Raw genomic sequence first — 18,513 nt, 5'->3', positions numbered from 1 at the left:
ATCTGGCTATTTGAGGTAGGTGCGTGTGTCCGAAGTCGGTCCGCTTCAAGCCGGTGATCCGCAATGGTTGAACACCTACCGATTGCTTGGCCGTCTCGGTTCCGGCGGCCAGGGCACTGTCTACCTTGGTGCAGACCCTGCCGGGCAGCGCGTCGCGATAAAGGTGCTTCATTCACGTCTGGCCGGGAAGACCCGCGCGCGTGAACGTTTTCTGCGCGAGGTAACGGCCGCCCGGGCTGTCGCACCGTTCTGCACGGCGCAGGTGTTAGATGTCGATGTCGTCGGCGACGAACCGTACATCGTCAGCGAGTACATCGACGGAGTGCCACTGAGCCGGCTCGTCGCCGAACACGGCCCTCGGGACGCAGGATCTGTGGAACGGCTGGCCATCGGTACAGCGGCGGCATTGGCCGCCATTCATCGCGCCGGGATCGTGCATCGGGATTTCAAGCCGAGCAACGTCCTGTGTGGTTCAGACGGCCCGCGTGTGATCGACTTTGGGATCGCCCGCGCGCTCGATCTCTCCGTCAGCCAGTCCACCGAAACGGTCGGAACTCCCGCCTATATGTCGCCCGAACAGATCTCGGGCCAGCCGGTCGGTCCCTCCAGCGACGTCTTCAGCTGGGCAGTGACCATGGTCTACGCCGCAACCGGGGCGCCGGCTTTCGGGACCGACACGATCGCTGCGGTGTTCGGGCGCATTCTCTATTCGGAGCCGGACCTGTCCGAGATCACGGGCCCGCTGCGGCCGTTACTGGTGAGCTGCCTGAATAAGGATGCCGCTGAGCGCCCGACCACAACCGAGTTGATGCTCCTTCTGGTCGGCCACGACAGGCCGCAGCAGATCGCGCGGTCCCCGTCGGACGACGTCGCCCCCTCCCATCAGACGACGGTGACCGACACGGTGATCACGGCACCACCAGGCTCGAAGGCGCTCCCGGGCACCGGCCCCCGGCGGCGCCTGATGGGCCTGGGACTGATCGCCTTCGGACTTGTGGCGATACTGCTCCTGGTCTCGGGCTGGCTCTGGCACGGGCAGCAGCCGACCACGGCCGCCACACGACCAGCCGGGGACGCGTTCGGGGCACCGATCGGCAGACCGCTGACCGGACACACCGCCGAGGTGATCTCCGTGGCGGGCGGCACCGTCGGCCACCGGCCCGTTGCCGTCTCCGGCAGCTTCGACACGACCATACGAGTGTGGGACGTCACCACCGCACGGCCCATCGGCAGACCGCTGACCGGACACACCAACGCCGTCGCGGCAGTGGCACTGACCTCGCTCGGCGGCAGGCCCGTCGCGATCTCGGGCAGCGACGACCGGACCATCCGCCTGTGGGACCTGACCGGTGAACGACCGACCAGGGCACCCATATACGGGCCGCGCGCCGCAGTCTGGGTGGTCGTACCCGCCACGGTCGGCGGCCGCCCCGTCATCGTCTCGGCGGGAGTGAACGGGACGATAGAAACGTGGGATCCGGCCAGCGGAACACGGATCGGCAACTCCATCACGGCGAACAGCGATGATATCGGGGCTCTAGCCGTCACCTCCCTGGACGGTCGCCCCGCGGTGGCCGCTCCCAGCGGGAACGCCATTCGCCTATGGGACCTGACCACCGGCGCGCGAGTCGGCAGACCAATGACCGGACACACCGGCATGGTGATGGCCCTCGCGGCCGGTACGCTCAACGGCCACCCGATCCTGGTGTCCGGCGGCCAGGACCACACCGTACGCGTCTGGGATGTGACGAGCGGAACTGAGATCGGGGCACCGTTCACCGGGCACACCCTTCCCGTAGGCGCTCTGGCGATCACCGAACTGGACGACCATCCCATCGCGATCTCAGGAAGCGACGACCGGACCGTCCGCGTCTGGGACCTCACCCGCGGAAACGAGCTCGGCAGACCCTTCACCGGCCACACCGGACCGGTCCGGTCCGTCTCCACCGCCATCCACCGCGGCCACCCCGTCGCGCTCTCCGCCGGCAACGACAAGACCGTCCGAATATGGGGTCTCGGGCCGCCCTACCCCTCCGGATAGGCACCACGGCCACGGAAACGCTACCGAACAGCCAGCCCTGAGAGCAGGGCGGGAGCTGCGGCTCGGAACCGGCCCCGCCGCGCTCAGGTCAAGAACCTGGGAGTGCCCGGTGGACGAAGAGCGGAGAGCTCGTGGACCGCCGCGCCCATGGGCGTCTCGCCGCCCAATTCGGCAAGGAACCGGTCGGCGCGTTGCACGAAGAGATGTGCCCCCTGCCGAAGCGCCACGGTGCGGGCCTGGTCGGCAAGGCGTACGGCGGCTCGGTCGTCGCCGGCGGCGTGCTCCAGCCGCGCGCGGACGAGGATGAGCAGCGCCTCCGCGGAACGCTGGCCGTAGCGCTCGAGGTACTCCCCGGCGCTGTTCAGCGCTGCCGCGGCCTTGTCCAGCGAGCCCTCGGCGATGCGCATCTCACCCAGCAGCGCGTACCAGGTCGAGACGCAGGTACGGGCGGGGCTGGCGAGGTTGGTGCGAATGAGCCGCTCGGCTTCGTCCGCAGCGGCCGCGGGGTCCTGTCCGGTCATCGCCAGCGCCCAGCACCGGGCCAGGCGCAGGTAGGTGCCGAGGGAGGCGAAGGAGAAGTGCGGGTCGGCGGCTATCCCGCGCTCTGCTGCACGCAGAGCCCAGTCGGGGTCGCCGACCACCGAGGCGGTCCGGGCCTCGAAGGAGGTCGCGGCGGTGAGCGCGTACGGGTCATCACCTGCCGCCTTCGCCAGGGTGTCGAGCACTGCGCGCGCCTGGGCCGTCTGCCCGTGGTAGCCCGCGATCTCAGCGAACATCCCGGCGGCCATCAACTGCACGCCGTCCCGCACGGAGTCGCGGTGTTCTTCATCGTGGTCGGAGAGGACGTCGGGGCTCAGCGCGCTCAGCCGCTGGAAGGACTCGCCGATGTTCCCCAGGCACCACTCGTGGATGCCCGCCGCGGCCCTGCCGTAGCACCGGACGACCGGGTCCTCGGAGGTCCTGCCCAGTTCCTCGAGCCGACGGGCGAGAGGACTGCTGCGGTCCAGGTCGAGGGCCTGGCCGTGCGCGGTCCAGCGGGAGAACAGAAACCCGGCCGCCTCGCGATCACGCCCGAGGCGCTGCGCGACCTGCTCTGCTCGCTCCAGCAGGCTGACGGAGACCGTGCCGTACATCGAGCGCATCCCGACGACCGCGATCAGCTGCGAGAGCGCCCCGAGCTCCAGCTCGAGAAGCGACGCCCTGCGCGCCAGCTCCACCGCCGACCCGAGGTGGCGCTCGGCTGCCGCCAACGCAGTCTTCGCCTTGGCTCGAGCGCCGGCGCGGACCAGGGCTGCAACGGTACGAGCCGGATCTGCCATGGGCCCCGCGGTCCACAGGTGGTGTGCCACCCGCTCGGCGACGGACTCGTCGCTCAGTCCGACCTCCTCGATGGCGTCCGCAATGGAGCCGTGCAGCGCGGCGGCGCGACCTGGCGGGATCGCCTCTGACACAGCTTGGCGTACCAGGTCGTGGGTGAAGCGATAGGCGAACGGGTCGCCGGGCGTCGGGCCGACCAGACCGAGGCTGCGGACGGGTTCCAAGCGCTCGAGGCAGGAACCCACGTCGAGGGAGGCCGTCCGGGCGAGCAGGGCGAGCTCGACGCTCTGGCCCACAAGTGCTGCGATCTCCAGCAGTTCCTGTGCCTCGCTGTCGAGCACGGCGAGGCGGTCGCGTACGACGTCGCGCACTGTCACCGGGACGGTGTTGCGCAGCACCGTCTCCGTGGTGAGCTCGCCGCCGGCACCCCACAGCCGGCCCAGTTCCTGGACGAAGAACGGGTTGCCGGCCGTGCGGGCGTGCACTGATGCGGCCACGTCAGGGGCGAGCCGGACGCCGGTCTCGAGGTGAAGAAGCTCGGCCACCTCAGCGGGGCTCAAGGGGCCGACCAGGAGCCGCCGATGACCGGTCGCGCGGCTGGCGGCGGCGAGCGTCCGGACCAGCTCCAAGCCGGGCGAAGGGCCCCGGTTGCGAAGCGCGCCGACGACGGCTGTGCCGGCAGGAAGGCGGGAGATGACATGATCCAGGAGCTGTAGCGAGCTCGTGTCGGCCCACTGCAGATCGTCGAGCATCATCACGACCGGTCGCTCGCCGGCCGCCTCGGCGATCAGGTCGGCGACCTGTTCCAGCAGGCGGAACCGGGCGTTGCCGTCCGGGATCGCCGGCGCCTCTGACATCTCCACGCGGGAGCCGACGAGGTGACCGAGATCGCGAGCCAGCCACTGCTCGCACCGTGCCTGTGGCATGACGTCGAGCAGGCTGGACACTGTTTCTACCCACGGCCACATCGTCGGCGTGCCCTCGCCCTCGAGACAGTGACCCCACACCACGAGGGCGCCACGATCTTCGGCGTGGCCGGCGATCTCCGCCATGAGCCGGCTCTTCCCTGCTCCGGGCTCGCCCTCGAGCAGCACGACCGCCGTACCGTTGTCCAGGGCCGGCTCGACAGCACGTCGCAGCACCGCGATCTCGTCCGACCGGCCGACCAGCCGGTCGACGTCGCCCGACGGGGACGGCGGCAGAGACGGTGCCGGCGCGCCCGAGGCCCCGGCGCCCGGCGCCTCGGCGGCTGGCGCCTGGGTCGCGGGGGTCTGGGTCGCGGGGGTCTGGGTCGCGGGGGTCTGGGTCGCGGGGGCCTGGGTGAGCACCCGCTGGTGGGCGGCCCTGAGGGCCTCCCCGGGGTCGATTCCAAGCTCCTCGGCGAGGCGTCTGCGCACCGCGTCGAACACAGCCAAGGCTTCCGCCTGCTGACCCGCGCCGCCCAGCAGAGTGATGAGGCCGGCCTGCACAGGTTCGTGCAGGGGGGCCATCGCGGCGGCCAGGCGCAGGGCCGGCAGCACTCGCGTGGGGTGCCCGAGCATCAGCGCGACGGCGGCCGCCTCGATGCAGGCCTGGAAGTACTCGTCGTTGAGGCCGGCGAAGATCGATGCGGCTGCAGGTCCGTGCACCCACCCGTCGCCAGCCGGTCCACTCCACAGACGGAGTGCGTCGAGGTAGTGATCCAGTGCCGCTGCATCGTGCCCCTCCGCCCGCGCTGTCCGGGCGGCGCCGGACTGCTGCCGGAACCTCCTGAGGTCGAGAAGGTCTGCGCCGGCTGCGCACAGGTAGCCGTTGCCCCGCCTCAGCAGGTAGGCGCCCGTTCCTCGAGGGGGCAGGTCGGGCTCCAGCAGGCGTCGTAGCGAGCCGACGTACTTGTGGATCACGTTCAGGGCGCTGGCGGGCGCATCCTCACCCCAGATCAGGTCGATCAGCTCGCCGGTGCCGGTCGGTCGGCCTCCGCGAGCGAGGAGCAGCGCCAGCAGGTACGCCTGCTGGCGTGGCCCGGCCGCGAGCTCGCTCTCGCCCCGCCACACCCGCAACGGGCCGAGCACCTGCAGGCGCAGGGGACCCTGAAGCGGAAGGCCCCTCGTCGCGTCGGTGCTTTCGGGAGTGACGAGCGTTGCTGTCATGTCTGACCCCTTCGGTGGCCCGGCCCCGGTCCTGCCGCTCGCTTTGCGCCGGGTCGGAGTTGCACTAGCGTGAGTGCATGCACACTCTACCTGCTGGAGTCCCCCTCTATTCAGACTCGAATTTCCGACCAGGGGAGGCACGGTGACGGACGGACAGCACCTCCGCGCGACGTTTCGGCAAGGCGACACCGACGCCGTGAGCCGGATGGCGGATGCGGAGGTCGCGCGCTCGCGTGCGGCGGGCGACCCGGCCGGCGAGGTGGAGGGGTTGTACGGTCTGGCCCGGGTCGCGCTGCGCAACGAGGACCTGGAACAGGCCACCAACCTGGCGCAGCGTGCCCTCGTCGTCGCGCAGCGTGCGGGTGAGCGTCGGCTGGAGGAGCGGCCGCGCCACGTGCTCGCCGCCGTGGCCCGGCTGGCGGGCGACCACGGGCGGGCGCGGGACCTCTACGAGGCCAGCATCGAGCTCAACCGGGCCCTAGGGCAGGACGAGCACGTGCACTCCGAGTACCACAACCTGGCCCTCGTCGAGTTGCACCTCGGCAACGTGGAGCGCGCGCGTGAGCTGATCGCGGAGAGCCGCGAGCGCGTCTTCCGAGCCGGCTACCGAGACTTCCTGCCCTACCTGGGACTCGCCGGTGCCGCTCTCGCGTGGGCAGACGGGGACGTGCGACTGGCCGCACGGCTGATCGGGTTCACCGACCACGCCTTTGCGGTCCTCGGCCAGGTGCCCGATCCCGATGACGCACGCGAGCTGGACGCGATCCGGATCCGCCTCTCGGCCGTCCTGAGTAGCGACGCGTTCGAGTCCGAGTGCGCGACCGGTGCCGCCTGGACTTCCATGAGAGCATTCGGCCGCACCTGGTCCGGCGACACAGTTCGGGATGGGGAGTGAGACGTTGTCAGACCAAGCACCAAGCCGTCGTGAGGAGTACGCCGAGCTGACTCGGCAAGAGGTCATCAAGGCCGCGCGGAAGCTGTACGCCGCGCCCGGCTACGCACAGACCACGGTCGACAAGATCGCACGCGAGGCGCGTGTCTCCCCTGCCACCGTCTACGCCCAGTGTGGAGGCAAGGAGGGTCTGCTCCGGACCTTGATGGACATATGGACGACGAGCCCGACGGTGGGACGGATCATCGCCGACTCGGCGGCCGCGCCCACAGGTCGGACCAAGCTGGAGGTCCTGGCTGCGGGTTACGCCGCGCACGCCGCGGAGGCCGGCGACATCATGGGCATCGTCGAGCGCGCCGCACCCAGCTCCCCAGCCGCCCAGGCATTCCTCGACGTCGCCGACCAACGCCACATCGAGGCGCTGGAGATGATCGTCGAGGGTATCGCCGGCATCGGCGACCTGGCCGAAGGACTCTCGGTCGAGGACGCAGCGAAGATCATCTACTTCCACTTCCGCAACCCTCAATTCGTCCTCGCCGTGGAGACGTTCGGGTGGGGCGTCGACCGGGCGACACAGTGGCTCGTGGATCGGGTCGCGGCCGCAATCCTCAAGAGCTGACGGGGGCGGACGCGCCACCGTCGCGACTTCACAATTCGTCCACAGCGCGTCCATACGTTTCGGTGAGCACCCCCAAGACAACGGGTACATCGGGCGAAGGCGGCACAGAATATGGTCACGATCCATCACCGGTACGCCGTGGTCGATGGCTACCAGATCTTCTACCGAGAAGCCGGACCGAGGGACCGGCCCACGCTGGTGCTTCTTCACGGCTTCCCCGCCAGCTCTCTGATGTTCCGGCACCTCCTCCCACGGCTGGCGGACCGTTGGCACCTCGTGGCACCTGACCATGTCGGTTTCGGACTCTCCGACGCGCCGACGGCTGACGAGTTCACGTACACCTTCGACTCGCTCACCGACATCACGGGAGCTTTTCTTGCGCGCCTCGGCATCGAGCGGTACTGCCTGTTCGTCCACGACCACGGCGCGCCGATCGGGTGGCGGCTTGCCCTGAGGGCACCGGACGCGGTCACGGCGATCGTCACCCAGAACGGCAACGCGTACGCCGAGGGATTGCAACCGGAGTTCTTCGTCACGGTGAGCGACTACTGGCGAGAGCAGACCCCCCAGACCGAGGCCGGGGTTCGTCAGGCGCTCACCCTTGAGCTGACCCGCTGGCGGTACCTCGCGGGCGTGACAGACGAGACCTTGGTGGACCCCACCACCTGGACTCACGATCACTGCCTACTGTCGCGGCCTGGCAACGACCAGGTGCAGCTCGCGCTGTTCCTGGACTACGCCGCCAACCTGGCGTTGTACCCCGAGGTGCACCGATACTTCCGTGAGCGCCAGGTTCCGCTGCTCGCCGTCTGGGGGAAGAGCGACCCGATCTTCGGACCCGCCGGGGCGCTCGCCTTCGCCACTGATCTGCCGGACTCCGAGGTTCACTTGATGGCCGGCGGCCACTTCCTGCTCGAGAGCGCTCTCGACGAGGTCGTGCCTCTCATCCGGGCATTTCTCGGCAAGCACCTCTGACGCGCCACTCCGGCCGGCGCGGTCCACAGATCGGTCACTAGTCGTCCACCGCGCCTCCGTAACGTCGGAAGCGATGGCAGGAGCTCCCGAGGAGCAACCGACATCTCACGGACGCGCCGGGACGGCGCGTTCCCACTACCGCCACCGGCGGTTCACCGAAGGAGAAGCCATGCCCAACACAGCCACCGTGGTCCTGGTCCACGGAGCTTTCGCCGATGCGTCCAGCTTCGCCCGCGTCGTCACCGAGCTGCTCGCCGACGGCACCCAGGTGCTGGTTCCCGCCGTACCCAACCGCAGCCTCGCCGGCGACGCGGCGTACGTCGCCTCCGTCGTCCGGCAGATCGAGGGACCCGTCCTCCTGGTCGGTCACTCCTACGGCGGCGCAGTGATCACCGTCGCCGGTCGTGAGGACAACGTGGTGGGGTTGGTGTACCTGGCCGCCTACGTCCTCGACGAGGGCGAGAGCCTCGGGGAACTGCAGAGCCGCTTCCCCGACTCGCCGCTGGCCGGGGCCCTCGTCTACACGCCCTTCCCGGTCGAGGGCTCCGACGAGCCGGGCACCGATGTGTCGGTGGACATCTCCAGGTTCCCGGAGATCTTCGCCGCCGATGTGGACACCGCCCTCACGCGCACCCTGGCCGTTTCACAGCGACCGCTCGCCGGGGCCGCCTTCGGCGAGCCGGCCAGCACGGCCGCCTGGAAGAACCGGCCCGTGTGGGGAATCGTCGCGTCCGCCGACCAGGCCATCAACCCCGACGTCCAGCGATTCGGCTACGAGCGCGCCCAGGCCAAGGTCACCGAGGTCCACTCCTCCCACCTGGTGATGCACGCCCACCCGACGGAGGTCGTCCAGGTGATCCGCGAGGCACTCGCTTCCGTGACCGTGTGACAACGCCGGCACCCGATCGAGCGTCACCACCGGGACGAGCCCATGACAGCGTCGCAGGCCCGACCCGTCATGCTGATCCACGACATGTGGCTCCACGCCGAGGCCGTGCTCCGGGGGGATGCCGCTGTCGTGGCCGCAGCTCATCGCCGGCTCCCTGGTGCTCGGCTCGGGTGTCGGCCGGTCGCGCCGGGACGGCCATCGCCGGGTCGCCGGACGCGGCCACTCCCTCGTCGTCGACGACGGTTGGCTGGATGTCGCACCAACACTTCCTTGGAGATCGAGACGAGATGCAGGTAGGTCATGCAGTTCGGGATCTTCTCCGTCGGTGACGTGACGACGGATCCGACCACCGGGCGCACTCCGTCCGAGCACGAGCGCATCAAGGCGCAGGTGGAGATCGCGAAGAAGCCTGCGCGAGTCGACGCTGCGATCTTTGCGCGCGCTATTCGGCTCAATAAAGCTTTCCGATCACATCTGCTCCGTGATGCGGTCAAGGATGTGGCCCTGGCCAGGGTGCTCGGCAACGGCGCCACGGCCGGAACGTGGGGCGCCGCCCCGGCCGGCGTCATCGTCATCCTGGCCGTGCTGCTCGACAGCGCTTGCGCCGGCCGGTGCCGCTGCCGTGGGGATGGCGTTGTCGACGAGGACGGCTGCGATGGCGGCGGCGGTGGTGAACGCTTCGGCGTTGAGGACTCGGCTGCGGGCCGAGGCGCCGTCCAGGAGCAGCGCCAGTTGCTCGCCGAGCTGTTCGGGGTTGATGGCACCGGCCTCGCGGGCGGTATCGGTGAGCCGGGCGGCAAAGCCTGTTTTGTAGATGCGGGCGTGTACGCGTGCTGGGTGGCCCGGGTCCGGGATTTCGACGGCCGCCGCGATGAACGGGCACAGGGGCGCGTGCACGTCGAACGCGGCGAGGAGTCGTTCGCAAAGCCAGACCCAGCCTCGGGATGTCACCCCCTGGAGAGTCACCTTCGCTCGGCTTGTTGCCGTCCGGCTCGTCGCATGGTGTGCCGGTACCTGCCGGGTGCTATCCCGAACTCACGTTTGAAGGCCCTGGCGAAGGCGAACTCTGAGGTGTATCCGACCTGGTCGGCGACCGCGCTCAGAGGAGCGTCGGTATCGTGTAGTTGCCGCGCGGCCATGGTCATCCGGCACCAGGTTAGGTAGGCGAGCGGTGGACAGCCGACCAGATCTGTGAACCGGCGTGCGAACGCCGCGCGCGACAGCCCGGCGCGTTCGCCCAGTTCCGCGACGGTCCATGGCTGGGCCGGATCGCTGTGGATGGCGTCCAGCGCGGCCAGGATCGATGGGGCGCTCAGCGCGCCAGCCCAGCCGGTGGTGATTCCGTCGTCGGCCCGGTCGTCGAACCAGGCCCGCAAGATGTAGAGCAGCAGCAGGTCCACCAGCGCGGGCACGGCCGCGCCGGCGCCGGACTTCGCCGCGTCCAGCTCGCGGCCGAGCAGGTCGACAGCGGCACGCAGCGACGCGTGGCGTCCGGGCCTGGCGGGCAGGTGGACGACATCGGGTAGGTCCCGAAGGAGCGGGTGCGGCCGGGCGAGGTCAAGTTGGTACGCGCCGCATAGCAGCATGGTGCGGGCGCCGGGACCATCGTGCTGGAGCTCACCCCCGTGCGCTGGCGGGAACGCCCTGAGTGGGGTCGCCGGGTCGTCGGCGAGACCGTGCCCCCGCCCGCTGCGCAGGAACACGACGTCCCCGGGTCCCAGCGCGAGCGGTTCGCCGTCCGGCGGCAGCAGCCAGCACGACCCTTGCAGCACCACATGGAAGCCGGCTCCCGCGACCTTGTCGAAACGCAGACCCCACGGAGCGCGCAGGTCCGTGCGTGTGGAACCCGGTCGTCCGGTGCGTATGGCGGCGATAGCGTCACCGAGCACGTCCATGAACAAATTATACAGATCCGCAGTCTTGATGAGACGATCGGATATAAAGCAGAGACGACATGTTATTGGGCATCTCACCGGGCTGGCATACGGTCAAGCTGTCTAAAGCGTACGCCTTCCGTTTAGGAGTTCCCCTTGCCAGCACGCATGCACGCGATCAGGCAGCGCGCCTTCGGTGGCCCGGAGGTCCTCGAGTTCGTCGAGGTTGACCGGCCGGTCCCCGGCCCCGACGATGTCGTCGTCCGGGTGCTCGCCACGAGCGTCAACCCTGCAGACTGGAAGATCCGCTCAGGCACGGCCGCCCTGCCTGTTGAACCGCCGTTCGTCCCTGGGTTCGATGTTGCCGGTGTCGTCGAGCAGGTCGGCGATCAGGTCACCAGCTTCCGCCCCGGCGACGAGGTCCACGGCATGCCGACGCCGTTCGCCGGCACATATGCCCAGTACGTGCGCGCGCCTGCCGCCGACCTGACGACCAAGCCCGCCGACCTGGACCACATCCGAGCCGGCGCACTGCCCGCCGTCGGGCTCACCGCCTGGCAGGCGCTCGTCGGCATCGCCCGGATCCAGGCCGGTCAGCGCGTCCTCATTCACGCCGCCGCAGGAGGCATCGGCCACCTCGCCGTCCAGATCGCCAAGGCGTATGGCGCTCATGTGATCGGCACCGCCCGCGCCGCCAACCACGCCTTCCTGCGCGACCTGGGCGCCGACGAACTCATCGACTACACGGTCGAGGACTTCGCCACCGCCGCCCGCGACGTCGACGTCGTCTTCGACACCATCGGGGACACATACGGCGCCAGATCCCTCGACACCCTCGTGCCAGGCGGCCACTTGGTGAGCGCGATCTGGGACCACCCCGGCGTGACCTCCGAACAGGCCGCACGGCGCGGCCTGCGCTTCGACCCGGTCATGGTCGCCCCGTCAGCGGCTGACCTGGAGGAACTCGGCAAGCTCGTCGACCGGGGACTACTGTGCGTACACGTCGAGGCGACCCTGCCGCTGCGCGACGCCGCCAAGGCGCACGAATTGAGTCAGGCCGGCCAGGTCCGCGGCAAGCTCGTCCTCGTTCCCTGACGACCGGCTCGGCGGTCGCCCGCGCCGACGGTGCTGACCGAGATCCACATCGGCTATGCCAGACAGGTACGGGGTAGACGGCAAAGCTTGTGCTGCGGTCGCAGTGATCGTTCCGGTCGGACGCGAGACACGTGGCTCCGTGTCCGTCGTCGAAACGGGCCTTCCCCCTTGATTGTGGACACCTTCAGACCTGGATCATGAGTGGTTCAGGGAGAGGAGTCCTTGTTGGGCACGTTCAGGTACCCGGCTGAGTTCCGGGCCGATGCCGTGGCGTTGGTCCGTTCATCGAGTAAGCCGATCGCCAAGGTCGCCAAGGACCTGGGGATCAATCATGAGACGTTGCGGACCTGGGTGCGGGCCGCGGAGGCGGCTGGGCGGCCCGGTGCGGCGCAGGAGTCGGCGAAGGACGCCGAGCTGGCCCGGTTGCGTAAGGAGGTGGCCGAGCTCAGGTTGGAGCGGGAGGTTTTGCGGAAGGCGGCGGCGTATTTCGCTCGGGAGACGCTGGGGTGAGCCGCTTTCACTTCGTCGAATCCCACCACCGCGCCTTTGGCGTGAAGCGGCTGTGCCAGATCATGAACATCTCACGTTCGGGGTTCTACCGGTGGCGCAGGGCCGTACCTGCCCGTGCTGCCAGGCAGGCCGAGGACGCGCGTCTGGCGGGCCGGATCCGTGCCGTCCACGCCGAGTCCGGGCGGGCTTACGGGTCGCCGCGGGTGCACGCCGAGCTCCGGGCTGCCGGCGTGCCGGTCAACCGTAAGCGGGTGGAGCGTCTCATGCGCGAGCACCAAATCGTCGGCGCTCATCTGCGGCGGCGGATCCGCACCACGATCCCTGACCGGATGGCCTGCCCGGTGCCGGACCTGCTCAAGCGGAACTTCACCGCGTCCGCACCCGATAGCCGCTGGGTGGGTGACATCACCTACTTGCCGGTCGGTGGGCGGTGGATGTATCTGGCCACGGTCATCGACCTGTATTCACGCCGCCTGGTCGGCTATTCGATGGCCGACCACATGCGCGCCGGTCTCGTCATCGACGCACTGCACGCGGCCGTACGGTCCCGCGGCGGCAACGAGTGATCTTCCCACCGATCGCGGCTCGCAGTACAGCTCGACAGCGTTCGCGCGGGCCTGTGCGGAGGCCGGGGTACGCCAGTCGATGGGAGCGGTCGGATCGAGCGCGGATAACGCGCTGGCTGAGTCGTTCTTCGCCAGCCTCAAGCGCGAGATCCTCCCCGCGCGAGGCTGGCCCACCATCGGCCAGGCGCGCTTGGCCGTGTTCGGCTGGCTGACCTTCCACAACACCCGACGACGCCACTCGGCCCTCGGTTACCTCAGCCCTGCCGACTACGAAACGAGATCGACCACTACGCTGCCAACCGCCGCATAACAACCGGTGTCCACAATCAAGGGGGAAGCCCCCCATCTGGCACGAAGACCACCACCAGGCATGGACCGGCAACGGGTCACGGGCCGCCGCAACCCTCCGCGACCTCGCACTCGGCGTGTTCGCCATCCACGGCCTCACCAAAACCAAACAGACCGTGCAGGCCATCGGCCGCAACCCACTCCGCGCAACTCCCCCCTGATCACCTAACGTGACAAACGCCGGTCACCCAACGACTTTGAAATCGCCCTGCAGGTAGACAGCAATATGTCTTTTTACTTTGCCGGTTCGATTGAAGTGCGACATAAAGGCGAGAATGCGATTCGTAATCCATTTTTCCGACCCTATAGAAACCAGAGTTTGCGAGGCTCTGAATCGTGGCCTTCGTAGAGCCGGATGAGGTGGGGTGGGAGCGGGCCGTCAGGGACGCGCATGCCTTGGGATCGAGTCCATACGCGAATCCTGTGGTCGCGGGCGGCGAGTTCTTCGGGATCGGGATCGGGATCGGTCCAGCGCCAGCCATGCTCGCGTGCCCGGTCGGTCAACGGGACGATGCCGGTGGAGAACACGGCCTGGTCGAGCAGGTAGGGAGTAAGACGTATACCGGTGAGTTCCTCAGCGAGCGCAAAATATCCTTCGGCCTTGCGGCTGTCATGGCTGCCCACGCCGACGCGGGAAATGACCTCGTCCAGCGCTTCAGGAGCTTCACCTGAGCCTTGGTAGGGCGTTTCGAACCAAGTGAGCAGGTGTCCATCTCGCCAGGAACAGAACCTCCCGACCGCGACGGGGTTGATGGAGTGCGACACCGCCGTGGTACCCGTTGTGACGTGTCTCATGAGAGAATGATCGATCGCAGCCAGGCCGTTGAACTCCACCGTCAACGTCCATTTTCCATGGGTCCCTGTGACCTGGGTCGCGCCGACGAACTGAAAGTCTCCCCAGTTATAGTCCAAGCGCTCTTGTACCTCGTCGTTTCGGCTGTACAGCGCAGCCAACCCGTCATAGTCACCTTGGCGGTCAGCTTTAAAGCGGTCGAGTACTTGCTGCGGGAAGATCTGTTGTACCAACCCGATGCAGTAGCCTAGGTGGCTTCTTAGAAGGGAGTCCTTCACCCAGGCGTAGTCAGCGACAGAAGCAGTCATAGCGGGCATTCTGGCAGATATATGACCAAAACGGAGCCCCTGCTGGCGGATTCGGATGACATCCAAGCCTGCAGCCTCAAGACGTTGCATCTTGGCCTGGTCCCGGATCGCTGAGTTCAGATTGCTGTGGTAACGATGTGGATCGAGCTTGATGAATAGGTTCAGCTCCGGAATGCTCAGGTCGAGACGCATCTTCCGACCCGCGGCGTATACATGATGGTCGACTTCGACAGTAAGTCCGGTAGCAGCGGCGACCATCGCGGCAACTTCGCGCTCGAAGCGCGACACACCATGTCGACCACATGAAGTGCATCCGGACCGGTGCCTTGTCCGGGAGGCAACCCGCGACGGCCAGTGATGCCCACGCTCACACTTCCAGACGCACTCAACCTCCGAGCCGACAAGAAGCCGATCCGGCCCCCATCCAGGATGCGTCAGGTTCTCCACGAACTGCGCTGCAAGCTCCGGATACCGGTCCTGGAGGGACTCACCTAGCCGAGCAAGCCGCCTCCTGTCGCGCGCACAGGTAGGGCAGCCCGACGGCCTCCGCGTGTGAGTTCGCGATCGCAGCGAAGCCTTCCACATCGAGTGTTCGGCGACCGCCTGGCATTGGCCCTGCTCCCCGCCGGGCGGCGCCGACGTGGCGGCAGTTCCTGACCGCCCAGGCTCACGCGATCATCGCCTGTGACTTCCTGGTGGTGGAGACGGTGCTGCTCAATCGGCTGTACGTGCTGGTGTTCATCGAACATGGCACCCGACGCTTGCACTTGGGCGGCGTGACCGCGCATCCGACGGGGGCGTGGGCGGTGCAGCAGGCGCGCAACCTGGCCATGGACCTGGGCGAGCGCATCGACACGCTGCGGTTCGTGATCCATGACCGCGATCCGCAATTCACTACCGCGTTCGCCGAGGTGTTCAAGGCCGAAGGGCTGCGGGTCATCACCACTCTGCCGCGGACGCCGCGGATGAACGCCATCTGCGAGCGTGTCATCGGGACGCTGCGTCGTGAACTCCTGGACCGGCTGATCCTGGGCGACGCCACCTGGCCTCGGTGCTCGGTGAGTACCTGATCCACAACAACCGTCCACAGGCCGGCTCGTTCAAGCCGGTGTCGAGGCACGCGCATCCGCGGCCTCGCGCAAGGCCGAGTCCCGCAAGTCGGACCCGGCCCGCAAACCCGCCGACATCGAGCTGCGTCCGCCGGCCAGCAGCACACCTACCGCTACCAGCTGCACCGCCGGACCTGAGCGCAGCGCTGCTGCGTCACCCCTCGGCGGTGACGGTCGGGGCCGAGCACCGCTCGATGGCCTCGTCGAGCACACCAGGTCGTGGGTCGCCGTCCTGCCACCCGGAGGACTTCAGGTGCAGCAGCGCCGGTAGGAGGCGCGAATCGCCGAGCTCCGCCGCGGCCTCGACCCACAGGTTGCCGACGTCCGGGTCGGAGAAGCGCTCGAGCAGCGGATCGAAGACGCGAGGGTCACCGCGTCGGGCCAGAGCGACCGCGGCCTCTCCGGGCGTGTCCGCCTCGTCGTCAGAGAGCCTCGACAGCAAGGCGTTACGCACCTGCGAGGTGTCCACGTCGCGTTGCACACCCAAGGCGAACGCCGCCCAGTCACGAACCTCCGCGCACGGGTCATCGAGAGCTCCGAGCAGAGCATCCACGACCGGCCCTTGCGCAGGCTCGTCGTCCGCCTGGACGGACAGGCCAGCGGTTGCGCGGAAGCGCACGTCCTCGTCTTCATCGTCCATCAGGGCAAGCAGTAGCGGTGTGGTCCGTTCGTCGGTCGAGTTGGCTCCGAGCGCGAGTGCGAGTGACCAGCGCACGTCGCAGTCGCTGCTGTACAGCAGGACCCTGCCGGCTTCGAGTAGCTGGTCCCGAGCGGCCGGGACATTCACACCGAGGTCCCCGAGCAGGTCAAGGCCCACGGCCTGGACATCAGGCTCAGGCCGGTTGCACCACACGGTCGCAGCGGCCAGCACGTCTGCCGGCTCGTGGTTGCGCACCACCTCGCGCACGAGGTCCCAGTGCTCCTGCACCGTCTCCTCGTCCCCGTCCAGCAACCGAGGCAGGAACTCCCCGACAGCCGGGTGCACGTCTGTCTCCACTCCTTGATGGTGCCCCACCATCGTCCCATCAGGTTGGCGGCGCCAACTCCGGTGGCACCGTCCTCGCCGGCTCGAGCGGTGGGTTGTACAGGTTGGGGTCGGAGGTATCCACGCTCGCCTGCAGGTCGCCGGGCAGCCACGTCCTTGCGATGTCGTCTGACGAAGGAGCGTCCCGGCGCGAGAGACGCGCGAGAAGTCCTCGGCGTGCCCCGGACTCCCCGGTCGGGCTGGCGAGTGCCGCGACCAGCTGGTCACGGTCGAGCGGCTCACGGCCCCGGCTGTGGAACAGACCACCCTTGAGGTGTTCCACCTGGTCTGGTGGCAGATGCTCGGCGACGAGGGGCGCGTACGCGGGCCCGAACCAGGTCCACCAGACCGGGTAGGGCGGCAGGCCGCCCCAACGACCGCGCGCCGCCAGGTAGGTGGTTCGCTCGGCCTTGCCGCCGTACCAGACACTCCGCCCCGACCACTCGAGGCCACGCTGCACCTCGGCGCTCGCGAAGAAGACACCGGTGGTGGCAGCGAAGTCGATGAACAGTCGCTGCAGGGCGTCACGCCATCCGGGGTCGCTCAACGGCCCTCGGTGGACCGACAAGCTGTGCGAGCGGACGCTCAAGGCGCCCGCGGAGCCGGCCAGGTTGCCGTCGATGCACGGCGCACTCCCCTTGAAATGCAACGACCAGTCCTCGGCGGTGACCGCCTTCACGAACGCCTCGGGACCGTCGATGTCGAGCTTCATCGCAAGGGGCTCGACCGACCCGAACCGGCGCGGCAGCGCCTCGGGCAAGTGCCGTCGCGCCAGGTCCAGCCAGGCGCGGGCCGCCGCGCCCTCGGTGTCACCAAGCCTGGTGTACCAGCGCAACTGGACGACGTCGATGGAGCCACGCTCCACCGGCGAGGAGGTGCGGAGCTTGCCGCGGTGCCACGTCCGGCCCGTCTGTTGGTCGAGCACGACGCCGCCGCTTGCCTCGGCGAGACGCCTCGCGAAGCGCACTGCGTGCGGCGTCTCCGCCGCCGAAGAGCCCTCGACGAGGAGCTCGTACAGGCACGTCGGGGCAAGCAGGACCGCGGTCACCTCCTCGGGCACGTCCTCGGTCTCCACTGCGGCCGGCATCCCGAGTGTGAAGGAGTACCGCCCTTTCGCCCCTCGCAGCACAGTCAAGGCGCCTGACGTGGACTCAGAGTCCTCCACTGCCAGGCCCGCTGCGGCGACGAGCTGCCGCAGCTCATCGAGGCTCAGCGACCGCCTCGAGAACACCTGCAGGTCGTAGGACAACGGACGTTCGACTCCTTCTGCTGGGTGCTCCGACCGTACCGGTTGACCGTGCGCCCCAGCCCGAGCTTGCGCATGTCGGTGCGCCTTTCCCACCGAGCCAGGTGCTTGCGTGGAAATGAGCAACGGCGAGCCGAACGCCGGCCGGTCCATAAATACCCCGGCGGTGTCGGTGAGCGTCTCGACCTTGAGGCCTTCACACACCACCGCCGCCTCACGGGTGCTGAGGATCACCGCCGAGTCAAGGCGGGTGTACACACCGGCGAGCTGCGTCCGTACCAGGTCGGAAATGCCCTCACCGTCGGTTACCTCAGCCTGTCGACTACGAAACGAGACCGACCACCAGGCTGCCAACCGCCGCATAACAACCGGTGTCCACGATCAAGGGGGAAGCCCCGCTCGTAGCTACTGCGCACCCGCCCCGACACCACCCCGCACCCTGGACACACCATCTGCGAGGTGCGTGTTCTGGCCCGGACCCGTACCGATCTCCCCGACCGGTAGACCTCCTCGACCTGCAAGCAGGACAGGTGAGGGAACAGCAACGCGAGCAACTCCGAGACCGTCACACACCATGATCAGCAAGCTGTCGCGGCGACCGCCCGGACAGTTGAAGGGCCTGGCGGCGGATGAGCCACCAGCCGGCTACCCCCGCCGCGGTGCAGAACGAGACCTGGGGTCTGGTTCACCCGCACACCCCGCAGACCCGGTTTGGCGGCGCGCGGGGGCGCGGGCGTGTGCTCGATCCAGTCGTTGCGGCACGCCCACCCGTCCCGGG

The 18,513-nt window shown here is 68.5% G+C and carries 13 protein-coding genes and 3 pseudogenes; 9 read left to right on the top strand and 7 right to left on the bottom strand.

What is annotated here, in order from left to right:
- The first annotated feature begins 25 nt into the window (after positions 1–25).
- Complete coding sequence (locus ACRYCC_RS15425; protein WP_433812572.1) at positions 26–2,041, top strand: WD40 repeat domain-containing serine/threonine protein kinase; 2,016 nt, start codon at positions 26–28, stop codon at positions 2,039–2,041.
- Between the two features lie 83 nt (positions 2,042–2,124).
- On the opposite strand, the gene ACRYCC_RS15420 is transcribed toward ACRYCC_RS15425, so the two are convergent.
- The gene (locus ACRYCC_RS15420) at positions 2,125–5,487 is read right to left on the bottom strand and encodes an ATP-binding protein (RefSeq protein ID WP_433812570.1); all 3,363 of its coding nucleotides are present in this window, start codon (positions 5,485–5,487) and stop codon (positions 2,125–2,127) included.
- Between the two features lie 142 nt (positions 5,488–5,629).
- Here ACRYCC_RS15420 and ACRYCC_RS15415 point away from each other — a divergent pair, with 142 nt between their 5' ends.
- From ACRYCC_RS15415 to ACRYCC_RS15395, 5 genes and pseudogenes are all read left to right on the top strand, one after another.
- A complete protein-coding gene (locus ACRYCC_RS15415; protein WP_433812569.1) occupies positions 5,630–6,382 on the top strand; it encodes a tetratricopeptide repeat protein in 753 nt (250 codons plus the stop codon).
- Entirely contained in the window at positions 6,372–6,998 is a 627-nt protein-coding gene (locus ACRYCC_RS15410; RefSeq protein WP_433812567.1) for a TetR/AcrR family transcriptional regulator, read from the top strand. The genes ACRYCC_RS15415 and ACRYCC_RS15410 overlap by 11 nt, the downstream gene beginning before the upstream one ends.
- Positions 6,999–7,109: 111 nt before the next feature.
- Complete coding sequence (locus ACRYCC_RS15405; RefSeq protein WP_433812565.1) at positions 7,110–7,973, top strand: alpha/beta fold hydrolase; 864 nt, start codon at positions 7,110–7,112, stop codon at positions 7,971–7,973.
- A gap of 169 nt (positions 7,974–8,142) precedes the next feature.
- Positions 8,143–8,862: an alpha/beta fold hydrolase gene (locus ACRYCC_RS15400; RefSeq protein ID WP_433812563.1), complete on the top strand. Its 720-nt coding sequence runs from the start codon at positions 8,143–8,145 to the stop codon at positions 8,860–8,862.
- Between the two features lie 300 nt (positions 8,863–9,162).
- Positions 9,163–9,327, top strand: a pseudogene (locus tag ACRYCC_RS15395) (5,10-methylene tetrahydromethanopterin reductase); the annotation flags it as partial.
- 3 nt (positions 9,328–9,330) lie between these two features.
- Here ACRYCC_RS15395 and ACRYCC_RS15390 read toward each other — a convergent pair.
- Complete coding sequence (locus ACRYCC_RS15390; RefSeq protein WP_433813933.1) at positions 9,331–9,813, bottom strand: hypothetical protein; 483 nt, start codon at positions 9,811–9,813, stop codon at positions 9,331–9,333.
- Between the two features lie 11 nt (positions 9,814–9,824).
- Complete coding sequence (locus tag ACRYCC_RS15385; RefSeq protein WP_433812561.1) at positions 9,825–10,757, bottom strand: AraC family transcriptional regulator; 933 nt, start codon at positions 10,755–10,757, stop codon at positions 9,825–9,827.
- A 135-nt stretch (positions 10,758–10,892) separates the two neighbouring features.
- On the opposite strand from ACRYCC_RS15385, the gene ACRYCC_RS15380 reads away from it, so the two are divergent.
- Together ACRYCC_RS15380 and ACRYCC_RS15375 are read left to right on the top strand one after the other, a co-directional pair.
- Positions 10,893–11,831: an NADP-dependent oxidoreductase gene (locus tag ACRYCC_RS15380; protein WP_433812559.1), complete on the top strand. Its 939-nt coding sequence runs from the start codon at positions 10,893–10,895 to the stop codon at positions 11,829–11,831.
- Positions 11,832–12,056: 225 nt separating this feature from the next.
- Positions 12,057–13,217: pseudogene (locus ACRYCC_RS15375) on the top strand (IS3 family transposase).
- A gap of 341 nt (positions 13,218–13,558) precedes the next feature.
- Here ACRYCC_RS15375 and ACRYCC_RS15370 read toward each other — a convergent pair.
- Positions 13,559–14,644, bottom strand: coding sequence for a DUF6461 domain-containing protein (locus ACRYCC_RS15370; protein ID WP_433813892.1), 1,086 nt, complete (start codon positions 14,642–14,644; stop codon positions 13,559–13,561).
- Between the two features lie 18 nt (positions 14,645–14,662).
- Positions 14,663–14,941 (bottom strand): annotated as a pseudogene (locus ACRYCC_RS15365) (zinc-ribbon domain-containing protein); the annotation flags it as partial.
- 110 nt (positions 14,942–15,051) lie between these two features.
- Between ACRYCC_RS15365 and ACRYCC_RS15360 the strand changes: the two are divergent.
- Positions 15,052–15,426, top strand: coding sequence for a hypothetical protein (locus ACRYCC_RS15360; protein WP_433812557.1), 375 nt, complete (start codon positions 15,052–15,054; stop codon positions 15,424–15,426).
- A 193-nt stretch (positions 15,427–15,619) separates the two neighbouring features.
- Here the strand turns inward: ACRYCC_RS15360 and ACRYCC_RS15355 are convergent, their stop codons facing one another.
- Both ACRYCC_RS15355 and ACRYCC_RS15350 read right to left on the bottom strand, forming a co-directional pair.
- The gene (locus tag ACRYCC_RS15355) at positions 15,620–16,462 is read right to left on the bottom strand and encodes a HEAT repeat domain-containing protein (protein WP_433812555.1); all 843 of its coding nucleotides are present in this window, start codon (positions 16,460–16,462) and stop codon (positions 15,620–15,622) included.
- Between the two features lie 28 nt (positions 16,463–16,490).
- Positions 16,491–18,098, bottom strand: coding sequence for a hypothetical protein (locus ACRYCC_RS15350; RefSeq protein WP_433812553.1), 1,608 nt, complete (start codon positions 18,096–18,098; stop codon positions 16,491–16,493).
- Positions 18,099–18,513 lie beyond the last annotated feature (415 nt).

This window comes from Actinomadura scrupuli, from assembly GCF_050971785.1.
Taxonomy (GTDB): domain Bacteria; phylum Actinomycetota; class Actinomycetes; order Streptosporangiales; family Streptosporangiaceae; genus Actinomadura_E; species Actinomadura_E scrupuli.
Note: the sequence above shows the minus strand (reverse complement) of the source record. Positions and strands in the feature narration are given on the sequence as shown.